A 21,598-nucleotide genomic window follows, 5' to 3' on the forward strand; every position below is an offset into this window, starting at 1 on the left:
TCAAAGAATACGCTTGTTCACAAAAGACAAAGGGAGGGACCGCGCATGGCGGCCCTCGCCCTGGTGAGGCTGATCTTCGATCAGGCTGCCAGCTTTGCAGTGATCTCGGCCAACCGCTTGCCCTGGAATTTTGCGCCCTCAAGCTCTTGTTGGGAAGGCATTCGGGAGCCATCACCATTTGTGGTCGTGGTCATGCCGTAGGGCGCGCCTCCCCGTACCTTGTCGTTGCCCTGCTGATCCTGATAGGCATAGGACAATGGCACAATCAGCATCCCGTGGTGTTGGAGGGCAAGCTGCGTAGAAGCCAGCGCCATCTCTGCGCCCCCATGCTGCGTCGCGGTTGAAGACATCACTGTGGCAGGCTTGTCGATCAACTTGCCATCTGCCCAAAGCGACCCGGTCTGATCCAGGAAATTCTTGATCTGCGAAGCCATCATGCCATAGCGCGTCGAAATGCCGAATATGAAGCCGTCATAATCGGCAAGCTCATCAGGTTCCGCGACAGGTGCTTCCTGGTCGAGCTTGTAGTGCGCCTTCTTTGCCACCTCATCGGGCACCAGTTCTGGCACACGCTTTATGGTCACGTCGGCACCGGCGTCCCGTGCGCCCTCAGCCGCTGCCTTTGCCATGGCTTCCATATGCCCCCAGCTCGAATAGTAAAGAACCAGAATTTTGGTCATGCCTGCTCCGTTTTGCTGCGATTTCAGTTTCGGCCGTCGACCACGACCTTGCGGCGTCAACGGATGTACCCCTTGTCTGGTTCACTAAAAACCGCGCTAAAACCGACACACCGTTCACCGTTGCAAAACCATTGCCCTAACCTGGACACAGGTCTATCTCTTCTCCCGACAAAAGGGGTCCCGAAGAATGAGTGAGCTTGTAACGGCCGGTATGGTGGTCATCGGCGACGAAATTCTGTCAGGCCGAACCAAAGACAGAAATATCGGCCACCTCGCGGACATGCTGACAGCGGTCGGCATAGAGCTAAGGGAAGTGCGTATCGTCTCCGATGATGAGGCGGCGATTGTCGAAGCGGTGAATGCCCTGCGCGTCCGCAACACATACGTGTTCACCACGGGAGGCATCGGCCCGACCCATGACGATATCACCGCTGATTCCATCGCCCGAGCCTTCGGAAGGCCATGCGATTACGACGAAAAGGCTTATCACCTTCTTGAAAAGCATTACGCCAGTCGAGGGACTGAATTTTCTGAGGCCCGCAAACGCATGGCACGCATGCCGGTTGGGGTCGAGCACATTGAAAACCCGATTTCTGTTGCGCCCGGCTTCCGCGTCGAGAATGTTTACGTGATGGCAGGTGTGCCGGCGATTTTTCAGGCCATGCTCGACAACGTGATCCCCACCTTGAAGACGGGCGCGAAGCTCATTTCGGAAACCGTCCCCTCCTCGCAGTCCGAAGGTGCGATCGGCGGTCCGCTGGGTGAAATCCAGGCGGCGCATCCCGAAACCATCATCGGCTCCTATCCAAAATATCAGGATGGCACCTTCTGGACCGAGATCGTCGTTCGCTCTCGCTCAGCCGAGGCGCTTGCCACTGCTGTCGATGAGATCCGTGCTATGCTCGCCTCCATTCCGGACAGGCAGAGGGCAAAAGGTTGATCTGGCGCAAACTTTTTGCTCGGCACAGCGTTAAGAACAGAGAAGGCACTCCATCGCAGCTCCAAGGAGGCTGACATGAGCTACAAAACCATTCTCGCGATTCTTCAAAGCGAAGCTGACGCCCCACGCGTCCTCGACCTCACCCTGCCTCTGGCGGCCCGTCACCGAAGCCACGTGATCGGGCTTCACGCGGAAGCCCTGCCGATGGTCATGGCTTCTCCCATGGGTGGCCCGGTGGTCGACCTGAGTGTCGACATGCACGAAGAGGCAGGCCGCCGCCACGCCGTCATTCGAGAGCTGTTCAATGAGCGTGCGCGCAAGGAAGATATCAGCAATGAATGGCGCGGCTTCGACAGCGTATCAGGCGATTCCGCCATCTCTGGCATTGAAAGCGCCCGCAGTGTGGATCTGGTCATCGCCCAGCAGACCGATCCGGACGCCGCAGGCGCCATGGAAGCCAATGTCGAGGCGCTGCTGTTCGAAAGCGGGCGGCCGGTTCTTTTCGTCCCCTATATCCACAAGGCGCGCGAAGCGGAATTCAACAAGATCTTGCTTGCCTGGAACGGCAGCCGGCAGGCAGCAAGGGCGGCCTTCGATGCATTGCCCTTCTTGAAGGAGGCGGACAGCGTTGAGGTATTCTGCATCGATCCGCAGGACACGCCCCGTCGCGATGCCTCCATGGCTGGCACAGCAATAGCCACCGCTTTGGCCCGCCACGAGATCGATGTCACCGTCAAGGTGGAGCAGTCTGGTGGCGTTTCCCACGGAGAGATTCTCGAAAATCGGGTCTCCGATACTGGCGCCGACCTTCTCGTCATGGGAGCGTTCGGACGGTCGAGGTTGCGGGAGTTCGTTTTTGGCGGCGCCACCCGGACGATTTTGCAGAGCATGACCGTGCCAACATTCATGGCGCATTGAGCACGGTTCAATAAGTGGCAAAGCCGAATACTGGCCGGAAACTCATCATCAATGGGTGTCGGGCTTGCGCACGGCATCCCTTTCCGGCTAATTCACCGCGCATTCCGATCAGCCGACCCGATGCGCCCATGGAGTGCGATGCCGATGTCCCTTCCTGAAAAAGCCTTCCCTGTCTCATGGGATCAGTTTCACCGTGATGCGCGGGCCCTTGCATGGCGGCTCGCTGGCGCGAATGGCAGCTGGAAAGCCATCGTGTGCATCACGCGCGGAGGACTCGTGCCCGCAGCCGTCATTTCGCGAGAGTTGGGCATTCGACTGATCGAAACTGTTTGCGTCGCTTCCTATCACGACTACTCCGAGCAGGGTGATCTTCACGTGTTGAAGGAAATCAATCCGGAACTGCTCAAGGAAGATGGCGAAAACGTTCTGATTGTCGACGACCTGACTGACACGGGAAAGACCGCGGCCATCGTGCGCGCCATGATGCCCAAGGCGCATTTTGCGACTGTCTATGCCAAGCCCAAAGGGCGTCCCCTTGTCGACACCTTCGTGACGGAGGTTTCACAGGATACCTGGATCTATTTCCCCTGGGATATGGGTTTCTCGTACCAGAAGCCGATCGCGGAAGACCAGCGTGGCTGAACTGCCTGGCTGGGCTTCCTGGCTGGGCTTCCTGAAGGAAACGGTTTTGATCGGGTCAGGATATTGCACGAAGACCGCGTGAAGGCGGTGCATGGGATCCCCGAGGGGATGCGGCGTGCAGGGAATAGCAGGGTATGGCAGGGTAGAATGTACCAGGCAAGAGCATGGCTTTCATGCGTGGCCCGAATTCGAAAACGCGGGTGGCGAAAGCGTGGTGATCGCGCAATGCAACGCCACAACGAAAGGTGGACTGCTCGGAAAACCGGCAGAGGTCGACGGCGATACGGCACGTTCTGAACGCCAAACCCTTGATTTTTGTCACCAATTCATTATGTCTGCCGACAGGCCTTCTGCGTTCCACGATTCGAGCGCACAAGCGGTTCAGCGGCTTGGTCTGCTCAGCGCGTGAATTTGGCGTAGAAACAGTTACTTGTAGAAAAGAAGCGAATCCCGGCGCATTGTGTTCGGGCGAAGGAGAAGCACGATTTTCACTCACGGCACACGTTTGCGGTTGACCGAAACGGTCCGGCGTCTGTTCGGCGGCAATCCCCGCCGGGTGCAGGCAGCGGCCCTGCCGTGGCGTGCGAAGGCCGACGGTGACGGCATTGAGATCATGCTCGTGACCAGCCGTGGCACCGGTCGCTGGGTCTTGCCCAAAGGGTGGTCGGAAGGCCCCGAAACGCTAGCCATGGCTGCAGAACGCGAAGCGCGTGAGGAGGCCGGGGTGCTTGGCCACGCCAGCGAGAATGAGATCGGACGCTTCTATTACCACAAGCTCGACGGAACCGGTGTCGAATGGCCCTGCGAGGTTGCCGTCATTCCTCTTGAAGTCACGGAAGAGCGTTCCAAATGGCCGGAACGCAAGCAGCGAACCCGCCAGTGGTTCACGCCTCAGGAGGCAGCCACCGCTGTCCAGGAACCGGACCTGGGCGAGCTTCTCGTACAATTCGCTCACAATCCACGGGAAATCGCGGCCTAAGCCTCCTTTTTCGCCGTCAACTCTTGCCGTTTGGAACATAGTTTCCTAACCGGAGGCGGACTTGTTCGCCGAACGCTCGGCCCGTGGCGTCGCATTGGCAGAAACTGGAAAACGCATGAGCGAAACCGCCACCAACCCGCGCAAACAGACCCTCGACAAGGACCTGGACAAGCTGGTTCATGTGGAGGAGGCCACGACAACCGTCGCTCGCGGGCTGGTCGCACCGGGCCTTGGCCTGCTTTTTCTGGCGCTCACCGCCATATTCGCCGCCACTTACACCTTTGGCGAACCACGCGCGGTCATTATCATTGCCGCCGCCGCGATCGGCGCATACATGGCGCTGAACATCGGCGCCAATGATGTCGCCAACAATGTTGGCCCGGCTGTGGGCGCAAAGGCCATGACTCTCGGTGGCGCATTGTTGATCGCTGCCGTTTTCGAAAGCGCCGGCGCACTGATTGCCGGCGGCGATGTTGTTGACACGATTTCCAAAGGCATCATCGACCCGGCCGCGGTGGGAACACCCGAGGCGTTTGTTCGGGCCATGATGGCCGCTCTCATCTCTTCGGCACTATGGATCAACCTCGCCACCTGGATCGGCGCTCCGGTTTCGACGACGCATTCGGTTGTCGGCGGTGTCATGGGCGCTGGTGTTGCAGCTGCAGGTTTTTCTTCGGTAGACTGGTCGACGATGATGCAGATCGCCGCGAGCTGGGTGGTCTCCCCCCTGGTCGGCGGCGTTATCGCAGCTCTTTTCCTCGCTTGTATCAAAACCGCCATCATTTATCAGGACGATAAGATTTCGGCAGCGCGGCGCTGGTTGCCGCTTTTGATCGCCATCATGGCCGGAGCTTTCGCCACCTATCTTACCCTCAAGGGGCTGAAGAAGGTGTTTCCCGTCAGCGGCATGGGTGCCGGGATCATCGGCCTCGCCTTTTTCGCGGTCACCTGGTTTCTCGCTCATCTGTTCGTACATGCCCAGTCCGAGGGTCTAGAGAACCGCAATCAGTCTCTGCGCAGCCTCTTCAAGGTCCCACTGGTCATCTCGGCTGCCCTCCTCTCATTCGCTCATGGAGCGAATGACGTTGCGAATGCTGTCGGTCCCCTTGCCGCCATCGTTTTCACCGTTCACGAAAGCTCTGTGAACACCACCGTCACAATCCCCCTGTGGGTGATGATCATCGGCGCTGCAGGCATTTCGATCGGTCTCGTCCTTTTCGGGCCCAAACTCATTCGCATGGTCGGCGAGCAGATCACGAAGCTCAATCCGATGCGTGCGTTCTGCGTCGCCCTATCGGCCGCCATCACCGTTATCATCGCCTCCGGTCTCGGCCTGCCCATCAGTTCCACCCATACCGCAGTCGGCGCGGTGTTCGGCGTCGGCTTTTTCCGTGAGTGGTACACGGCCCATTCCAAGCGCCGTCGCGCCTATCTCGAGCGCAAGGGCGTTCGTCTCAAAGCGGACAATGGCGCCAGCGATGACGACGATCTGGAAATCGAATTGCAGAAAACATCTCGCGAAGAGATTGCTCGGCGCAAACTGGTGCGTCGTGCGCATGTCCGCACCATCATTGCTGCATGGGTGACAACGGTCCCGGCGGCAGCGCTACTTTCAGCCGGCATTTTCCTGGTACTCGACTTCATCAGCTGACGTCAGCATTTTTCTTCCGACGGGTCGGCTCGTGGCTTCCCCGCTGTCCGAACCCGGCGCCTCTGCCCGCAATGCACCGGGAACGGTGGGTTTCGCAAACCGCAACAGCGGCTGAGTGACTTCCCCATTATTCACACATGTGACACACAACATCTTGCGGTCATAAATGATCCAAACTCGACTCCTTGACGTCCGGGTACGAGTCGCTTTTTATGGGTTTCGCGCCTGCGTTCGTAAGGTGCGATTGGTCGGCGAAAAATCCGGTCGATTTTCCAATTTTGTATTGAGTTTCCGAGACCTGCCCAAACAGCTTTTGGGTGGAACGGTGTCGTTTGCACCGCGGAAAAATGCAAGCGGGGGTGCGAGTTCCCATCTGGTATAAAGAAGCTGTTAACACTATATTTAGTGTCTTCAGATATTTTACGCACCAGATAATGTGAATGTTATGTGACGGTAGCGTTGCATCGGCGTCAGGTTGGGGGCGATTTCGCCAAGGGCGAGACAACGCTTCGAATGGATCTTCTTCCCGATCCTTTGAGAAGCACCAACCTTCGGTCAAGGAGAGTCATTCGCTGCGGTGGATGGCAGTCGGCGGACACAGCGTCTGCACGGTGAAAATGTGATGAGGCATTCTCCGTTGCAGACACTATATTTGGATTAGGGGCGAAGAGGACAAAATGCGCATCGAACGCCGGTTCACAAAGCAAGGCCAGAGCCCATATGCGGAGATTTCCTTCCGCAAGGCCACGAGCGAAATCAAGAACCCGGATGGCTCCATTGTCTTCCGGCTGGAGAATATCGACGTTCCGGCGCAGTTCTCCCAGGTTGCCAGCGACATTCTGGCCCAGAAATATTTCCGCAAGGCCGGTGTGCCTGCGCGCCTGAAGAAGGTCGAGGAGAATGACGTCCCCTCTTTCCTGTGGCGTTCGGTGGCTGACGAGGAAGCCCTGAAGGACCTGCCGGAAGACGAGCGCTATGGTTCCGAGACCAGCGCCGCGCAGGTGTTCAACCGTCTTGCTGGCACCTGGACCTACTGGGGCTGGAAAGGTGGCTATTTCAATGGCGAGGAAGATGCGCAGACCTTCATGGACGAGCTGTGCTACATGCTCGCCACCCAGCGCGTTGCTCCCAACTCCCCGCAGTGGTTCAACACCGGCCTTCACTGGGCCTACGGCATCGATGGTCCCGGCCAGGGCCACTATTATGTCGATCCCTTCACCGGCAAGCTGACGAAGTCCAAATCCTCCTACGAACACCCGCAGCCCCATGCCTGCTTCATCCAGTCCGTCGGTGACGATCTGGTCAATGAGGGCGGCATCATGGACCTTTGGGTCCGCGAGGCGCGCCTGTTCAAATACGGATCGGGCACCGGCTCCAACTTCTCGCATCTCAGGGGCGAAGGCGAGAAGCTCTCCGGCGGCGGCAAGTCGTCGGGCCTCATGTCCTTCCTGAAGATCGGTGACCGCGCTGCCGGCGCCATCAAGTCGGGTGGCACCACGCGCCGCGCGGCCAAGATGGTCGTCGTCGATGTGGATCACCCCGACATCGAATCCTATATCGACTGGAAGGTGAAGGAGGAGCAGAAAGTTGCCGCCCTCGTCACCGGCTCCAAGATCGCCAAGAAACATCTCGACGCCATCATGAAGGCCTGCATCAATTGCGAAGGCGCCAATGATGATTGCTTCGACCCGTCCAAGAACCCCGCGCTCAAGCGCGAGATCAAGGCCGCCAAGCGCAATGCCGTGCCGGAAAACTACATCCAGCGCGTCATCCAGTTCGCGCGCCAGGGCTACACCGATCTGGGCTTCAAGACCTATGACACGGATTGGGATTCGGAAGCCTATCTGACCGTCTCCGGCCAGAATTCCAACAATTCCGTCTCCTTGAAGGACGACTTCCTGCGCGCTGTCGAGGCCGATGGCGAGTGGAATCTCATCAACCGCATCGACGGCAAGGTCGCCAAGACCGTGAAGGCCCGCGACCTGTGGGAGAAGATCGGCTATGCCGCATGGGCATCCGCTGATCCGGGCCTCCACTACAACACCACCATGAACGACTGGCACACCTCGCCGGCCGCGGGCCCGATCCGCGCCTCGAACCCGTGCTCGGAATACATGTTCCTGGACGACACGGCCTGCAATCTCGCCTCGATGAACCTTTTGCAGTATCGCAACAAGGACGGCTCCATCGACATTGCCGCCTATGAGCACACGGTGCGCCTCTGGACCATGGTGCTCGAAATCTCCGTCATGATGGCGCAGTTCCCGTCCAAGGAGATCGCCAAGCTCTCCTACGAATACCGCACGCTGGGCCTCGGCTATGCCAATATTGGCGGCCTTCTGATGACCTCCGGCATTCCCTATGATTCGCCTGAAGGCCGCGCCATCTGCGGCGCGCTGACGGCGATCATGACCGGCGTTGCCTATGCGACCTCCGCCGAAATGGCAGGAGAACTCGGCCCCTTCGCCGATTATGAGCGCAATGCGGAAAACATGCTGCGTGTCATCCGCAACCACCGCCGCGCCGCCCATGGCGAAAGCCAGGGCTATGAGAAGCTCGCGGTGAACCCGGTGCCGCTTGTGGCCGAGGATTGCCCCCATGCCGATCTGATCGAGCATGCACGCGCTGCCTGGGACCGCGCACTGGAGCTCGGCGAAAAGCACGGCTACCGCAACGCGCAGGCCACCGTCATCGCGCCCACCGGCACGATCGGCCTTGTCATGGACTGCGACACGACCGGCATCGAGCCCGACTTCGCGCTGGTGAAGTTCAAGAAGCTGGCCGGTGGCGGCTACTTCAAGATCATCAACCGCGCCGTGCCGGAAGCGCTGCGCACCCTCGGCTATACCGAGGCCCAGATCGCCGAGATCGAGGCATATGCCGTCGGCCATGGCAATTTCGACCAGGCGCCTGCCATCAACCCGACGAGCCTCAAGGGCAAGGGTTTCGACGACGAGAAGATCGCCGCCGTCAACGCCGCGCTCAAATCGGCCTTCGACATCAAGTTCGCCTTCAACAAGTGGACCTTGGGCGAGGATTTCTGCCGCGAGAAGCTTGGCTTCACCGACGAGCAGCTCGACGATTTCTCCTTCGACATGCTGGCCGCTCTCGGCTTCTCGAAGAAGGAGATCGAGGCAGCCAACATCCACATCTGTGGTGCCATGACGCTGGAAGGCGCGCCGCATCTGAAGGAGGAGCACCTGCCCGTCTTCGACTGCGCCAATCCCTGCGGCAAGATCGGCAAGCGCTATCTCTCGGTGGAAAGCCACATCCGCATGATGGCGGCTGCCCAGCCCTTCATTTCCGGGGCCATCTCCAAGACCATCAACATGCCCAATGATGCCACGGTCGAGGACTGCAAGGAGGCCTATCTCCTGTCCTGGAAGCTGGCGCTCAAGGCCAATGCGCTCTACCGCGATGGCTCCAAGCTTTCACAGCCGCTCAATGCCTCGCTCATCGCCGATGATGAAGAGGATGCCGACGATCTGGTCGAGGAACTGGCCGCAGCACCAACCGCCGCCCAGGCCGCGACGATCTCCGAGAAGATCATCGAGCGCGTGGTCGAAAAGGTGGTGCGCGAGCGCGAGAAGCTGCCCAACCGCCGCAAGGGCTATACCCAGAAGGCGGTGATCGGCGGGCACAAGGTCTACCTGCGCACCGGCGAGTTTGACGATGGCCGCCTCGGCGAGATCTTCATCGACATGCACAAGGAAGGCGCAGCCTTCCGCGCCATGATGAACAACTTCGCCATCGCCATCTCGCTCGGCCTGCAATATGGCGTGCCGCTCGACGAATATGTGGAGGCCTTCACCTTCACCAAGTTCGAGCCGGCCGGCATGGTCATGGGCAATGACGCGATCAAGAACGCCACGTCGATCCTCGACTATGTGTTCCGCGAGCTGGCCGTTTCCTATCTCGACCGGTCCGACCTTGCCCATGTGGACACGTCCGACTTCACCAACACCGCGCTTGGCCGCGGCATCAATGAAGGCAAGGCCCTGCCCTATTCCAAGGGCCTGACCCGCGGCGCGCCGCTCAAGGTCGTCTCCGGCAAGTCCGGTGGCGAGCCCAAGGGCTCATCCGGCAGCACGGTGCGTGCCATCTCCTCCGGAGCAACGGTGCATGCGCTGAAGCCGGCGGTCTCCGAACTGCACGAGGAAGCCACCGCCTTCCGTCGTGACTATGAGGAGCGTGCGAAGGAACTGGCCGAAGAGGTTGCACAGGATAACGACATCAACGATGTCTTCACCGACGCCGCCGCCACGGAAGCCGCCGATGCCAAGAAGGTCGAAACCCACCGCCGCCAGCAGGCGATCATGCAGGGTTACACGGGCAATATGTGCTCGGAGTGCCAGAACTTCACCATGGTGAGAAACGGCACCTGCGAAAAATGCGACACCTGCGGCGCAACGAGCGGATGTAGCTGAGAGCGCCGTTTTGGGTGAAAGAAAACGGCGCCTCGACGTCTTCAGGAAGGCCCATCCATATTGTTGTTTCTGTGGGGGAAACTCCCCCACAGAAAGCATTGATCATATCCCTGCTAAGATACTGTTTACCAACAGCCAGTTGCCAGGGGACAAAAAATTTGAGTTCCCTTCCTGCTACCAGTGCAACCATGCTTCCAAGCAGTATGATCAAATCGCGGCCCTATTAACCCTCAGTACGATCGACGCACACGCGACTTCCTCAGCTCACTTTCAGAAGGTCGCCTCTGGCGTAAAGAACAATGCCCGAAAAGCTATTTCCGATGTGGTTCAAGGTGCTACAGGCCAACGTCATCGCAGCAAACAGTTGAGTGAAGCATTCGGAATCCCAGTACAGGCGTCTAAGCTTGATGGCGCAGCTCTTCTTTCCCTAAAGGTCTTGGGTGCAAAAATAGGAATGGCTCATTACTATGAGGACAACGGCATACCATTGGCGATTGAGGGCGGGCTCTGGACAATGTCTCTTACCCCAGCGGCCTTACTTGAAGGAGGAATACCAGATTTTCTGAGATTCGGCGAGCCTTTTGAGGATTTAACTTCAAAATGCAGAGAAAAAGAACAAATAAAATTCCGATCGATACGAAATAAAGAAGAAGGATTGTACTTATATCAGGTTCTTATTCGGGATCATATGCTTATCACCAGCATAGTCGACAAGGATATGACTAGGCACTCTGAAAGTCAGCCGTATGTAATCCGCCCGGGCTTCCTGAAAAGCCTGCAGAATCCTGCTCCACTTTTTTCGACGTCACTCTCAATCCAACTAAAATCCAACGACTGAAGGTTCACCAACACGCTTCCAAGGTTGCTAAAGAGCGCCATGGTCGTTTCGGTAGAAAATCGTACCGCGCTTGCGTTTATCCACTTCCGCTAAGCCGCCTTCGTAAACTCCAGCGCCGGCACCGTGCGCTTCGGATCGATCTCATAAGTCTCCGCGCTCACGACGCCATACTCCATGAACGGATCGGCGGCAATGCGTGCATCATGGGCTTCCCGGCTCTCCCCACGGACGATTACCGCCCCCGGCATCCAGAGAGTCCACGCTCAGAAACACTCCGTCGAAACAATCCCCCGGCGGGCCAAATCCTTAAAATTTTCGGCGTGAATCAAACCCCATCTTCATCCCCCTCTGCTCCACTGCCGGGAGGGAGCGGAGCCGGGAGGGAGCGGACAATGGCGCGCATTTACGATCTTTGCTCCAGAAGAAGCAGAAACAACAGCCACTGGCGCACGTCTTCGGGCCGCGGAAGGAAGCGCAACACCCGGTCATGGCGCCCGTTTCAGGTGCTCAAGGATGGTTTCGGCCTGATCGCGCTCGCGCTTGTCGCTGGCTGGGCGGCAGCGCATTATTCCGTTGTCCCCACGGACAGGATCTCAGGTCTCTTTAGCGCTCCCCGATCGGAGAGCCAGCCACATATCGCCCGGTATTTCCCGATCTGTGGAAGCGGCAAGCGGGTGAACTGCATCGTCGATGGCGACACGCTCTATGTGAATGGCGAGAAGATCAGGGTGACAGGCTTCAACACGCCAGAACTGTTCTCGCCCGAATGCGCATACGAGAAGAAACTGGCCCGCCGCGCGCAGCGCCGTTTTCAGCAACTGGTCAATTCAGGTCCGTTCGATCTGCGGCGCACGAGCCTGCGCGACGAAGACGTTTACGGCCGCAAGCTCAGAAGTCTCTACCGGGACGGCAAGCCGATCGGCGATCAGCTCATCGCCGAGGGCCTTGCCCATCGCTGGCGCGGTTTCAAGGAATCCTGGTGTTCCTGACGGAAAGCCCCTTTTGCCAGGGGATCAGCCAGCCGCCTTGCCAAGCCAGCGCCACCAGGCGCTTTCATCGCCGTGGAAGACATTGAGGTCGATCCTGCCATTCACGCCCTGGCTCAGGCCAGAGCCTGAATACTGCCAGAACACCCAATCCCGACCCGGATAGACTTTTGAGGGGTGTTCGGCCACGGCACGCAGCCAGAACGGGTGGTTCGGGAAAGCCCCCTTCAGATTGTCCTCATAGAAGTCGGGCGCTGTATAAATGACAGGTCTCTGGCCATAATGACGTTCCAGCCGATCCATAAAAACCTGCATTTTTTCAATGACTTCAGCTCGAGAAGGCTTCCACTTGCAGCTTGACTGGTGGTTCCATTCCACGTCCAGAACCGGCGGCAGCGCACCCTTCACCTTCGGAACATTGCGGATAAACCATTCCGCCTGGTCGGAAGCCCTGCGACACCAGAAAAAGAAATGATAGGCCCCGCGGCGAATGCCGGCCTTGGCAGCCCCGTTCCAGTTCTTCTTGAACATCGGATCGATATGGTCGACCCCGTCCGTCGCCTTGATGTAAGCGAAATTGGCCCCGCGCTTGCGCAGTGTTACCCAGTCGATATCGCCCTGCCAGCGCGAAACATCCACACCGTGCACCGCATGATGCTTCGGGGTGATCTTTCCGAAATTGATGGGATGTGCATCCCCGAACTGGCTGCGGTAGACCTCACCGCGCGCTACACTCTTGGGCCGCAGCGTCGGCTTGGGCGGCGTGATCATGGCCACCTGCTCAAGCGCTGGTGTCGAGACACGATCGGGTTCGGCAATCGCCGTCATCCCCGCCTCGCTCACATGATTGGTCTCGCTCTCGGCGCCGGCGCCATGCGGCAGTCCCACATCGGGCCGTATGATCGAACTCGTCACCTCGCGTGAGGGCGGATCGATGTCTAGTGCGGCGTCAATGCTGGGTCCGCCAGTGCAGCCGGTCAGCACTAGCGTAAGAAAGACAGGTCGAAGGAATGCAGGAAAACGCATGGACGATCTGCAGGAGCTCGAGGAATTTGGAAACCCGGTGCCCGTTCCACCGGTTGAAAGCGCAGTGTTATTCCAAACTTACCAATAAAGTTTGAATCAACCCGTTAACCACGTTGCAGACGCCGGTGCGCAGCGCATCGATTTATCGTATCCGGACGTGCCAGCCACAAACGCCATTGGGAGAGATTTCACGGGCCACCGACTGTGGGAAAAATGCCTCACTGCCTGGTGAGATATCGGCTGAAGGACGCAATTCGCGCGACATTCGGGCACAGGTCCGGTCTTTGCCACATTTTCTCGGAAACCGCGTGCCAAGCGCCTTCCAATGCTTCTGCGCATCCGCGCCGAAGACGCGAACCACCCGCATGAAATCCGGAATACCACACCTAAGGAGAGTCTTCTTGTTTCCTATCCATGTTGCACGCGCAGCCCCCCGCGTTGCGCGGCTCGCCCTGCTGCTGCTCCTGCCTGCCCTCGCAGCCGCCTGCACCACCACGGGCCGCAGCACCATCCCCGCGGCAGACGTCCCCGGCCCCACGCTCTCCTATTATCAGGAGATGTACCGCGAGATCGATGACAATGGCACCATCATTCCGGCAGTCGATGTCACGAAGATGGATCGCAAATATCTGCGCCAGATGGTCGACTATCCGACCAGCGAGCCGGTGGGCACAATTGTCGTCGACCCGGAAAACCGGTTCCTCTACCTGATCATGGAGAACGGCAAGGCCATGCGCTATGGGATCGGGGTGGCCAAGGCGGGGCTTGAATATGAAGGCGATGGCGTCATTGGCCGGAAGGCGGAATGGCCGAACTGGGCTCCGACCCTTTCCATGATCAACCGCGAGCCGGAGCGCTATCGGCCGCTTGCAGCTGGCATGAAAGGCGGTCTCGACAACCCGCTGGGAGCGCGTGCACTCTATCTGTACAAGGACGGCAAGGACACGCTCTACCGGATTCACGGCACCACGGAGCCCTGGTCGATCGGCCGGTCTGTGTCATCAGGCTGCATTCGCTTGCTGAATCACGACATCATCGATCTCTTCAAGCGCGTCCCGCGCGGCTCACGCATGGTTGTGCTCGGCGGCGGACAGCCCGAGCCAGGCACGGTCTGATACAGAACAGAAAAACCTTGCCGGCTTTCGGCCGGCAAGGAACGTTCTCCCACAGCGCGCCTATTTGCGCATGAGGTCATCCGCGGTCCAAGGCGCGTTGATCTGGTCATCGTTCAGGAATGGCAACACGGTTTCAGCCAGCCTTGGCGACACACCGATGTCGTAATGCGTCAGGTTCGGCAGGATTGCCAGGCGGTTCTGAGACATGTTCTCGCGCTGCCAGCCCGCATCCTTCAGTCCGCCTCCAAGAAGCTGGTAAAACGCCACAACATGCTCGGGCCGATACATGTCGGAATCGCCGAACACAAGCATCACCGGCATTTTCAGCGTCTTCACATCCTCAGCGAAATTGTAGGGGTTGCGCATGAAGGCGCCCATGCGGTCGAGCAACTCCGGAAAGAGAGAGGGATCCGGCGCCACGGCCGCATAGGACTGATACATGGGCGTGTCCTTCATCATCTCGGCCATACCGGCCCCCACCTGAGCCTGCATCGGAAGCATTTCCGGATAAAAGCCATCCTGTGCAAAGCCCGTCGAGACCAGCGCGACGCGCCGCACCTTTTCCGGATGCTGCACGGCCAGACGCAGGACAACACCGCCTCCCATGGAATAGCCCATGGCATCCACACGATCATAACCCAGTTGATCGAGAATAGACGCCATATCATCGCCCATGGCCTCCAAACTGATCGGGCGATCGCCAAGTTCACTGCGTCCATGCCCCTGCAGGTCGATGGCAATGACTTCCCGTTCGGCTGCAAGCATGGACAACACCGGCCCGAACATCTCGATCAGCCCAAGCCCTCCATGCAAGAGGAGCAGCGGCTCGCCCTCCCCGTGGATCTGGTAGTGATACTGAATGCCGCCAGCTTCCACCTCTCCACTCCTGAGAGGCTGGGACATCCCCGTTTCGGCGCGCGCTGACGTGCCGGCGAATACTGTGAGCATCCAGGCCACACATGCGGCGGCAAGGGCAGTTCTGAACATCGCGCTCTCCTGTCAAACCGGCCGTCACTGCGACGCACCGTCATTGCGATGCTCAAAGGACGCAGAAAACCATCCCGATCCGACAGGAAAACGGATTCCATTGAAATTCATTCAAGAACGATGCCGCCGACCTGCACCGCCCCCAGGCTTCTCAGGGGCTCGGATTGCCGATCCGCTGATGGAGATCATCGACAGCCGTCTGCATCTCGTCGGTCCAGCTCACATTGAGAGAATCCAGCGCCTCTTCGAGTTGAGCCATCGTGGTCGCACCAATGATGTTAGAGGCCATGAAAGGCCGCGAATTGACAAACGCATGCGCGAAGATCGCCGGCGTCAGTCCAAATTCCCGCGCCATCGAATTGTAAGCCTTGGCAGCTTCCGGCCCACCCGGTTTTTCGTACCGTTGAAGACGATCGAACAGCACCTTGCGCGACCCTTCGGGCATCGCGCCGTCATCGTATTTTCCGCTGAGGTAGCCCTGGGCCAGCGGCGAGTAAGCCAACAGCCCGACCTCTTCACGCTGACAGGTCTCGGCGAGATTCACTTCAAATGTACGGTTCATGAGATTGTAGGCGTTCTGCAACGAGACGACCCGCGGCCCCACCCCCTTGTCGGCCTCGGCAATGAACCGCATGACGCCCCAGGAACTCTCATTGGAAAGGCCGAAATGACGGATCTTCCCAGCTTTCACCAGGTCATCGAACACTGCCAGCGTTTCCGCAATCGGCGTTTCATCGGCCAGAGGCTCCGACACCGCCGTAACTCGCGTCGGGTTCGAGCCAAATGGATTCTCGCGGTCTGGCCAATGTATCTGGTAGAGATCGATGTAGTCCGTCTGCAGCCGGGCAAGCGACTTGTCGATGGCATCCATGATGTCGGCCCGCACCAGCTTTGACGGCCTGTCGCCCCGGAACCATTCATTGGCCGTGCGGCCAATCACCTTGGAGGCTACGATCACCTGATCGCGATTTCCGCGCGCTTTCATCCAGGTTCCGACAACGCGTTCCGTGCGGCCCTGAGTCTCCGCCTTCGGTGGGATCGGGTATAATTCGGCCATATCGAGAAAATTGACCCCGCGCTCCACCGCACGGTCCATCTGCTGGTGACCTTCCGCCTCGGTGTTTTGCTCACCATAGGTCATGGTTCCCAGGCAAATCTGCGAAACAAGGAGATCGCTGCGTCCAAGACGGCGCTTTTCCATCAAAACTCTCCGGGTGCTGAAATCAGGCGCGGACGCGCCAGTTGCCATATCATAAGCCGGCTGCCACCACACGCAAGTTTTCATCCGCCGGGCGACACGCTGACCATTCCATACGCCATAATATGGTACCAGAAGCCTGTCACAGCCAGCGCTTTCAGAACGTCCAGAACAGATTGAGGACTTTATGTTTATTCGACGTCGCATCCTTCTCAATGCCATTGCCCTTCTAGCCAGCGCCGTCATCGGCACAAACGCGCTTGCACAGCAAAAAGAGAAAACCATGCTCACGATTTCCGGAGAACTCGCCTATCTCGTGCGCATGGCATTGCCAAAAGACAGCGTTGCGATTGTTGTGCTCCGTAATGCAATGGCCTCCGACGATGAACCCCCTCTCGCCGAAACCAGGATTGCACTCAACGGCAAGCAGGTGCCAATCGCCTTCAGCCTTTCGGTCGAGAAACAGAAACTGCCGCCGGAAAAGGCATACAATTTCTACGCTGCCATTCACGATGGCGAAAAACAGCGTTGGAGCTCGGAAGCGGTTTTGATCGACCCCGAACAGGGGGAAATCGATCTCGGTACTTTGTTCCTCGTTCCTGCGGGAACGGCGTCCCGGCTCACCCGTGCTACCATGGATGCAATCATCGATACCGAGTGGGTGGTGGAAGACATCGACGGCCGCGGCATCATAGACAGCTCGCGCGTGTCCCTCACCTTCGCCGGAAACGGTAGCGTCAGCGGGCGCGCCTCGTGCAACAGCTATTCGGCGAACTGGACCGAGGAAAATGGCAAACTGACGCTGGGTCCGGCTGCCACCACGAAAATGGCCTGTGCCGAAGCCTTGATGGACCAGGAGCAAAAATTCCTGTCCATACTGACCGACCTTAAACTTTACGCCACCACGCCCGAAGGAGCTCTAGTGCTACAGACAATCGACGGTCGAAAGCTTCGCGCGTTTCCGGCTGGCTGATCTCACGTGAAGGCGTCGGGCATCGATTCCTTTCGGCGAGCGATGAAATCAAGGAGGCCCTCTTCGATGCCCGGATCGAGCGGCGGAGCCTGATACATTTCGAGCCAGCTTCGGGCGAGATGGTTGGCGCGCTGCGCCGCGGTTTTCTCGCCCTCTCCCGCCCATTGTTCATAGGAATTGTTGTCAGCAATGGACGAGCGGTAGAACGCCGTCTGGAAATTGGCCTGCGTGTGGGTGCATCCCAGATAATGGCTACCCGGTCCGACTTCGCGGATCGCGTCCATCGCCTGACCGTTCTCCGAAATGTCGAGCGGTTCGCATAGGCGCTGTTGCATGCCGAGCTGATCGACATCCATCATGAATTTCTCGTAGGATGAGACCAGTCCGCCCTCCAGCCATCCGGCGGCGTGGAGCACGAAATTTGTTCCTGCGAGAACCGTCGAGTTCAGGGTGTTTGCGCTCTCATATGCCGCCTGAGCATCGGCAATCTTGGAGCCCGTGAGCGAGCCACCGGTTCGAAAGGGAAGCCCGAGACGCCGCGCAAGCTGCGCTGCCCCGTAGGAAACCAGCGACGGTTCGGGGGTGCCGAAAGTGGGCGCGCCCGATTGCATGGAAATGGACGAAGCGAACGTCCCGAACAGAACCGGCGCTCCCGGACGAACCAGCTGCGTGAAGGCGGCACCGGCCAGAACTTCGGCCAGCACCTGCGTCAATGTGCCGATAACCGTCACCGGGCTCATGGCACCGGCGAGAATGAACGGCGTGACAATGCACGCTTGATTGGCCCGCGCATAGACCTTCGCCGCTCCCAGCATGGTTTCGTCGAAAACCATGGGTGAGTTGGCGTTGATCAGATTGATCACCACCGCGTTCTGGTCGACAAAATCCTCACCAAAAAGGATTTTCGCCATCGCGACCGTGTCTTCAGCACGGTCCGGCGCTGTAACAGAGCCCATGAAGGGCTTGTCGGAATAGCGCATATGCGCAAACACCATGTCGAGATGGCGCTTGTTGACTGGTACATCCACCGGTTCGCATACGGTACCACCCGAATGATGGATCGATGGCGCCATGTAGGAGAGTTTCACGAAATTGCGGAAATCCTCGATCGTCGCGTAGCGTCTGGTGCCTTCTAGATCCCGCACAAAAGGCGGACCATAGACCGGCGCAAAAACCGTCGTGTTGCCACCAATCTCGACCGAACGCTCCGGGTTGCGTGCGTGCTGAGTGAAGATCGAGGGGGCCGTCTTGAGGAGTTGCCGGCACAACCCCTTGGGAAAATGCACCCGGTCTCCGGCGACATCCGCTCCCGCCTCCTTCCAGAGAGAGAGCGCCTCCGGATCATCACGGAATTCAATCCCTATTTCCTCAAGAACCGTGTCGGCATTCGCCTCCACAAGCGAAAGCGCTTCCTCATCGAGCACCTCATAGGGTTTCAGCGACCGGCGGATATAGCTTAGTGGCAGCCCTGGCCCGCCACCGCTTCGCGCCGCCCTGCGCGCCGCCGCGCCCCCGCGCTCGCCGCGTCCGGAGCGGCTCCGGCGCGGCAGATCCCGTGTTTCCTCGTCACTGGCCATCATCGTCATCGCTCAAACTCCACGCCAGGATCATCATAAGCTCACCGTGTGAGCCTAGCGTTTGCAGCCGCAACCTCCGTTCCGCCAGCGGCAGATGGTGTCGCAACTGATGAGCTGAACGAACCAGAAACATTGGCCAGCCTGCGTCTTATCCAGGCGGCCCGAGGCCGACCGTCCTTAAAGGCGATGGCCAATGAACTTTCCGCAGATCTGCGCCTTCATACCCACTCCCTTGCCTGAGAGGGGCACGCTCTCGGTGCAGATACGGACCCGTCGCTCACGCGCTCCATTGAAATTCACAACAACCAGAACCGAGCGCGAAGCACCGGCGCCAAGCGAGAAATCCGCTGGCGATATGCGTGCCTCAATTGGCCTGAAATCCGCATCATACGCACGAATGCCCACATTTATGCGATGCTTGTACGGATTTCGGGGCTGAACCCTCACGGCGAAACTGTCAGTGTAACTGCGGATTTCTCCCCGCATGGGCGACATGGATTGTGACAAGGCCGGAGTCGATCCGAAACAAGCCGCAATCAGCGCCACGGATATCAATCTGTACATGTCACCTTCACTCACAGGTCACCGTGACAAAGGCTTCATATTCGCCTTTGTGAAAGATAGCGTTGCTCGCCACCGCGCGCAGATCGACTGAAAGGGTGCTCGCGCCCACTTCCAGCGATGTCATGGTCGAGCCCGCCACTTTTGGAGTGGTTGTCGCTCCTGTTGAACTGTAGGTCGTTGTAAAGGTCGCTTCGCCGGTACCGAGCGGCGCTCTCGAAAAAGCCTGCGGCGTATCCAGCGACGTTTGAAACCCCGCACCGGTCGCGTAGATCGTGGCCCGGCCAGCGCGCCCACCGGCAGCGGCCGAATCCAGAACATCGAGACCATCCCGAACGAGCAGACCGTCGGACTGAAGCTCAATGGTGCAACTCTCCTCGAGACTGGCTCGAAAAGGAATATCCAACTGCGTCCCGAAAGAGGAAACGGTACCCAGAAGCAACAGCGCACTAGAAAGAATATACTTCATGACAAAACCCTAGGTTGAAAACAAGGGCGCCATTTAGTAGTCAAAAAATATCCCGTCAACTAAAATAAAGGCACGAAAACAAACAATTATGATAGAGAACAGGCGCATTTAGCGCCTGCCCTCATTGGACCATGAAGCGTCATTCGCCCAGTTCCCCTCCGAGTTTGATCGCATGCGCGGGTCAAGCCCCTGCCGCATGAGTTCAACCTCCAGTTCCAGCCGCTTGAGCTCCAGCTGATAGAGTTTGTCGCAATCAAGCCGCCTTGGCTTTTGCCCCAGAGGCACAACCAGTCGTCCATACGCGGAAATGCGTTGCGAGCTGTTGTCTCCAATGACACCCGAGTCGAGATAGGCACCGGAATTTGCCATGGATGCTCGGCAGGTGGTTCCGTCCGCAGCCCTGATCTCGTCAAAGCCGTTCGGCATGACAACTCCCGGCAGGGTCACACCTGTCTGGTTCTGGTTGATGACATACTGATCACTATCCCCGTAGACGACGGATGCGCTCAGAACCACGAGCGCGCAGGCCCCGATCAATCGATACGATAAGCTATGAAACGTCCGCATACTTGAGCCTTAATATTTGTACCGCGGCCAGGGAACGGCACACTTTCGGCGCAGATCCTGACACGTCTGACCCTTTGGTCGTTGAACCCTATCGAGACGAGGACAGCGCGGGACGATTGGCTTCCAACCATTGCTTCCGCAGGAGAAACCTGTGCAGCGATCGGTCGGAAGTCCTGATCGTAGACTTTCACCGCCATGCGAATTCTGTGCGGATAGGGATTGTAGGGAAAAACCCGCACTGAAAACGTGTCGTCAAAACTCGATATCTTGCCACGCATCGGCGTCATCGACTGCGCAGCGCTTGCGCCGCAACCGGCTGCGAAAACCGCAGCCAGCACGACATTCGTCCAGACAGAATTACTCACAGGTCAGCGTTACCTCGGCGATGTAATTTCCGGCAGGAAAAACACCGACCGTCTTCGTTGCGGACAGATCGACATTGACATTGGTCAAGCCAAACCCGAGCGGAGACGTTACCGAACCCACAACATCGAGAAGCGTGGTCACCCCTGACGCGCTGTACTGGGTGGAGAAGGTGACATCGTCATCGCCATACTGGGGAGCTTGGAAAAAGGAGGTCGGTGCGGAGGTCGAGAGACTGTAGTTCCCGCCGGTGGTCAGAATGGTTGCCGTACCTGAAACGCCGCCAGCTTCGGTGGAAGAAAGGGTGGTCAATGCGCCGTTGGTGCTCAGAAGACCAGGTGTTTCTACAGTAATCAGACATGTGGAAATCACACTGCCGTTGAAGATGACCTTGTTGGTCACGGCGGCGGCGGGCGCAATAAAAGCGGCGCTCAACAAAACTGCGGTTAGAGAGGTTCTGAACATGTCCCTGCTCCTTACAAACAAGCAGACAAGCCCCCTCTTACGGAGGATATGAAAGCGCAAACCGCTTAACATACCGCTAAAATTCAATCTCTGATTTATAAATCATAATAATACAATCAATTCATTTCGACATCCTCCGCGCCGATGCCGGCTGTGTCGCGTCGTCGCTTTCCTGACGGCGCAAGTCGCAAATCAGCTATATATTCAGCTGCTTCGAACCGTATTCTGGTGGCAAT

The 21,598-nt window shown here is 58.3% G+C and carries 20 protein-coding genes; 10 read left to right on the top strand and 10 right to left on the bottom strand.

Going from position 1 to position 21,598, the window contains the following annotated elements; translation table 11 throughout:
• Nucleotides 1-80 precede the first annotated feature (80 nt).
• Nucleotides 81-680, bottom strand: coding sequence for an NAD(P)H:quinone oxidoreductase (gene wrbA, locus KW403_RS01180; protein ID WP_223020969.1), 600 nt, complete (start codon nucleotides 678-680; stop codon nucleotides 81-83).
• A 187-nt stretch (nucleotides 681-867) separates the two neighbouring features.
• On the opposite strand from wrbA, the gene KW403_RS01185 reads away from it, so the two are divergent.
• The 7 genes from KW403_RS01185 (at nucleotide 868) to KW403_RS01215 (ending at nucleotide 11,075) form a co-directional block, all read left to right on the top strand.
• A complete protein-coding gene (locus KW403_RS01185) occupies nucleotides 868-1,620 on the top strand; it encodes a competence/damage-inducible protein A (RefSeq protein WP_223020970.1) in 753 nt (250 codons plus the stop codon).
• Between the two features lie 75 nt (nucleotides 1,621-1,695).
• The gene (locus KW403_RS01190; RefSeq protein ID WP_223020971.1) at nucleotides 1,696-2,538 is read left to right on the top strand and encodes a universal stress protein; all 843 of its coding nucleotides are present in this window, start codon (nucleotides 1,696-1,698) and stop codon (nucleotides 2,536-2,538) included.
• Nucleotides 2,539-2,682: 144 nt separating this feature from the next.
• Nucleotides 2,683-3,180, top strand: coding sequence for a xanthine phosphoribosyltransferase (gpt, locus tag KW403_RS01195; protein WP_223020972.1), 498 nt, complete (start codon nucleotides 2,683-2,685; stop codon nucleotides 3,178-3,180).
• Between the two features lie 511 nt (nucleotides 3,181-3,691).
• A complete protein-coding gene (locus KW403_RS01200; RefSeq protein ID WP_223020973.1) occupies nucleotides 3,692-4,159 on the top strand; it encodes an NUDIX hydrolase in 468 nt (155 codons plus the stop codon).
• A 115-nt stretch (nucleotides 4,160-4,274) separates the two neighbouring features.
• Nucleotides 4,275-5,810, top strand: a complete 1,536-nt coding sequence (locus KW403_RS01205; protein WP_223022386.1) for an inorganic phosphate transporter — start codon at nucleotides 4,275-4,277, stop codon at nucleotides 5,808-5,810.
• A gap of 677 nt (nucleotides 5,811-6,487) precedes the next feature.
• Entirely contained in the window at nucleotides 6,488-10,237 is a 3,750-nt protein-coding gene (locus tag KW403_RS01210; protein WP_223020974.1) for a vitamin B12-dependent ribonucleotide reductase, read from the top strand.
• Between the two features lie 10 nt (nucleotides 10,238-10,247).
• Nucleotides 10,248-11,075, top strand: coding sequence for a hypothetical protein (locus KW403_RS01215; RefSeq protein ID WP_223020975.1), 828 nt, complete (start codon nucleotides 10,248-10,250; stop codon nucleotides 11,073-11,075).
• 89 nt (nucleotides 11,076-11,164) lie between these two features.
• Here KW403_RS01215 and KW403_RS01220 read toward each other — a convergent pair whose 3' ends face one another.
• A complete protein-coding gene (locus tag KW403_RS01220) occupies nucleotides 11,165-11,323 on the bottom strand; it encodes a YciI family protein (RefSeq protein WP_223022635.1) in 159 nt (52 codons plus the stop codon).
• Nucleotides 11,324-11,467: 144 nt separating this feature from the next.
• Between KW403_RS01220 and KW403_RS01225 the strand changes: the two genes are divergently transcribed.
• Nucleotides 11,468-12,064, top strand: coding sequence for a thermonuclease family protein (locus KW403_RS01225; protein ID WP_223020976.1), 597 nt, complete (start codon nucleotides 11,468-11,470; stop codon nucleotides 12,062-12,064).
• A gap of 24 nt (nucleotides 12,065-12,088) precedes the next feature.
• On the opposite strand, the gene KW403_RS01230 is transcribed toward KW403_RS01225, so the two are convergent.
• Nucleotides 12,089-13,087, bottom strand: coding sequence for a glycoside hydrolase family 25 protein (locus KW403_RS01230; protein WP_223020977.1), 999 nt, complete (start codon nucleotides 13,085-13,087; stop codon nucleotides 12,089-12,091).
• A gap of 401 nt (nucleotides 13,088-13,488) precedes the next feature.
• On the opposite strand from KW403_RS01230, the gene KW403_RS01235 reads away from it, so the two are divergent.
• Nucleotides 13,489-14,202 carry a L,D-transpeptidase gene (locus KW403_RS01235; RefSeq protein WP_246637846.1) on the top strand — a complete coding sequence of 238 codons (714 nt, stop codon included), beginning with the start codon at nucleotides 13,489-13,491 and terminating at the stop codon, nucleotides 14,200-14,202.
• Nucleotides 14,203-14,262: 60 nt separating this feature from the next.
• Here KW403_RS01235 and KW403_RS01240 read toward each other — a convergent pair whose 3' ends face one another.
• Nucleotides 14,263-15,189 (bottom strand): alpha/beta fold hydrolase, encoded by a 927-nt coding sequence (locus tag KW403_RS01240; RefSeq protein ID WP_223020979.1) that lies wholly within the window; start codon nucleotides 15,187-15,189, stop codon nucleotides 14,263-14,265.
• A 151-nt stretch (nucleotides 15,190-15,340) separates the two neighbouring features.
• The gene (locus tag KW403_RS01245) at nucleotides 15,341-16,390 is read right to left on the bottom strand and encodes an aldo/keto reductase (RefSeq protein ID WP_223020980.1); all 1,050 of its coding nucleotides are present in this window, start codon (nucleotides 16,388-16,390) and stop codon (nucleotides 15,341-15,343) included.
• Between the two features lie 184 nt (nucleotides 16,391-16,574).
• Here KW403_RS01245 and KW403_RS01250 point away from each other — a divergent pair, with 184 nt between their 5' ends.
• On the top strand, nucleotides 16,575-17,360 hold the full coding sequence (locus KW403_RS01250; RefSeq protein ID WP_223020981.1) for an META domain-containing protein: 786 nt from the start codon (nucleotides 16,575-16,577) through the stop codon (nucleotides 17,358-17,360).
• Between the two features lie 2 nt (nucleotides 17,361-17,362).
• On the opposite strand, the gene KW403_RS01255 is transcribed toward KW403_RS01250, so the two are convergent.
• The 5 genes from KW403_RS01255 to KW403_RS01275 form a co-directional block, all read right to left on the bottom strand.
• Nucleotides 17,363-18,937: a trimethylamine methyltransferase family protein gene (locus tag KW403_RS01255; RefSeq protein ID WP_223022387.1), complete on the bottom strand. Its 1,575-nt coding sequence runs from the start codon at nucleotides 18,935-18,937 to the stop codon at nucleotides 17,363-17,365.
• Nucleotides 18,938-19,114: 177 nt separating this feature from the next.
• Nucleotides 19,115-19,501 carry a hypothetical protein gene (locus KW403_RS01260; protein ID WP_223020982.1) on the bottom strand — a complete coding sequence of 129 codons (387 nt, stop codon included), beginning with the start codon at nucleotides 19,499-19,501 and terminating at the stop codon, nucleotides 19,115-19,117.
• Nucleotides 19,502-19,508: 7 nt separating this feature from the next.
• Nucleotides 19,509-19,967 carry a hypothetical protein gene (locus KW403_RS01265; protein ID WP_223020983.1) on the bottom strand — a complete coding sequence of 153 codons (459 nt, stop codon included), beginning with the start codon at nucleotides 19,965-19,967 and terminating at the stop codon, nucleotides 19,509-19,511.
• A gap of 108 nt (nucleotides 19,968-20,075) precedes the next feature.
• Nucleotides 20,076-20,534 carry a hypothetical protein gene (locus KW403_RS01270; RefSeq protein ID WP_246637847.1) on the bottom strand — a complete coding sequence of 153 codons (459 nt, stop codon included), beginning with the start codon at nucleotides 20,532-20,534 and terminating at the stop codon, nucleotides 20,076-20,078.
• Between the two features lie 357 nt (nucleotides 20,535-20,891).
• Nucleotides 20,892-21,362, bottom strand: a complete 471-nt coding sequence (locus KW403_RS01275) for a hypothetical protein (protein ID WP_246637849.1) — start codon at nucleotides 21,360-21,362, stop codon at nucleotides 20,892-20,894.
• Nucleotides 21,363-21,598 lie beyond the last annotated feature (236 nt).

Origin of the sequence: Nitratireductor kimnyeongensis (assembly GCF_019891395.1) — a bacterium.
GTDB lineage: Bacteria > Pseudomonadota > Alphaproteobacteria > Rhizobiales > Rhizobiaceae > Nitratireductor > Nitratireductor kimnyeongensis.

Bases quoted from the DNA above. Each gene is read 5' to 3' on its own strand.
- wrbA (WP_223020969.1), bottom strand. From the start codon at position 680: ATGACCAAAATTCTGGTTCTTTACTATTCGAGCTGGGGGCATATGGAA.
- KW403_RS01185 (WP_223020970.1), top strand. From the start codon at position 868: ATGAGTGAGCTTGTAACGGCCGGTATGGTGGTCATCGGCGACGAAATT.
- KW403_RS01190 (WP_223020971.1), top strand. From the start codon at position 1,696: ATGAGCTACAAAACCATTCTCGCGATTCTTCAAAGCGAAGCTGACGCC.
- gpt (WP_223020972.1), top strand. From the start codon at position 2,683: ATGTCCCTTCCTGAAAAAGCCTTCCCTGTCTCATGGGATCAGTTTCAC.
- KW403_RS01205 (WP_223022386.1), top strand. From the start codon at position 4,275: ATGAGCGAAACCGCCACCAACCCGCGCAAACAGACCCTCGACAAGGAC.
- KW403_RS01210 (WP_223020974.1), top strand. From the start codon at position 6,488: ATGCGCATCGAACGCCGGTTCACAAAGCAAGGCCAGAGCCCATATGCG.
- KW403_RS01220 (WP_223022635.1), bottom strand. From the start codon at position 11,323: ATGCCGGGGGCGGTAATCGTCCGTGGGGAGAGCCGGGAAGCCCATGAT.
- KW403_RS01225 (WP_223020976.1), top strand. From the start codon at position 11,468: ATGGCGCGCATTTACGATCTTTGCTCCAGAAGAAGCAGAAACAACAGC.
- KW403_RS01230 (WP_223020977.1), bottom strand. From the start codon at position 13,087: ATGCGTTTTCCTGCATTCCTTCGACCTGTCTTTCTTACGCTAGTGCTG.
- KW403_RS01240 (WP_223020979.1), bottom strand. From the start codon at position 15,189: ATGTTCAGAACTGCCCTTGCCGCCGCATGTGTGGCCTGGATGCTCACA.
- KW403_RS01245 (WP_223020980.1), bottom strand. From the start codon at position 16,390: ATGGAAAAGCGCCGTCTTGGACGCAGCGATCTCCTTGTTTCGCAGATT.
- KW403_RS01250 (WP_223020981.1), top strand. From the start codon at position 16,575: ATGTTTATTCGACGTCGCATCCTTCTCAATGCCATTGCCCTTCTAGCC.
- KW403_RS01255 (WP_223022387.1), bottom strand. From the start codon at position 18,937: ATGGCCAGTGACGAGGAAACACGGGATCTGCCGCGCCGGAGCCGCTCC.
- KW403_RS01260 (WP_223020982.1), bottom strand. From the start codon at position 19,501: ATGTACAGATTGATATCCGTGGCGCTGATTGCGGCTTGTTTCGGATCG.
- KW403_RS01265 (WP_223020983.1), bottom strand. From the start codon at position 19,967: ATGAAGTATATTCTTTCTAGTGCGCTGTTGCTTCTGGGTACCGTTTCC.
- KW403_RS01270 (WP_246637847.1), bottom strand. From the start codon at position 20,534: ATGCGGACGTTTCATAGCTTATCGTATCGATTGATCGGGGCCTGCGCG.
- KW403_RS01275 (WP_246637849.1), bottom strand. From the start codon at position 21,362: ATGTTCAGAACCTCTCTAACCGCAGTTTTGTTGAGCGCCGCTTTTATT.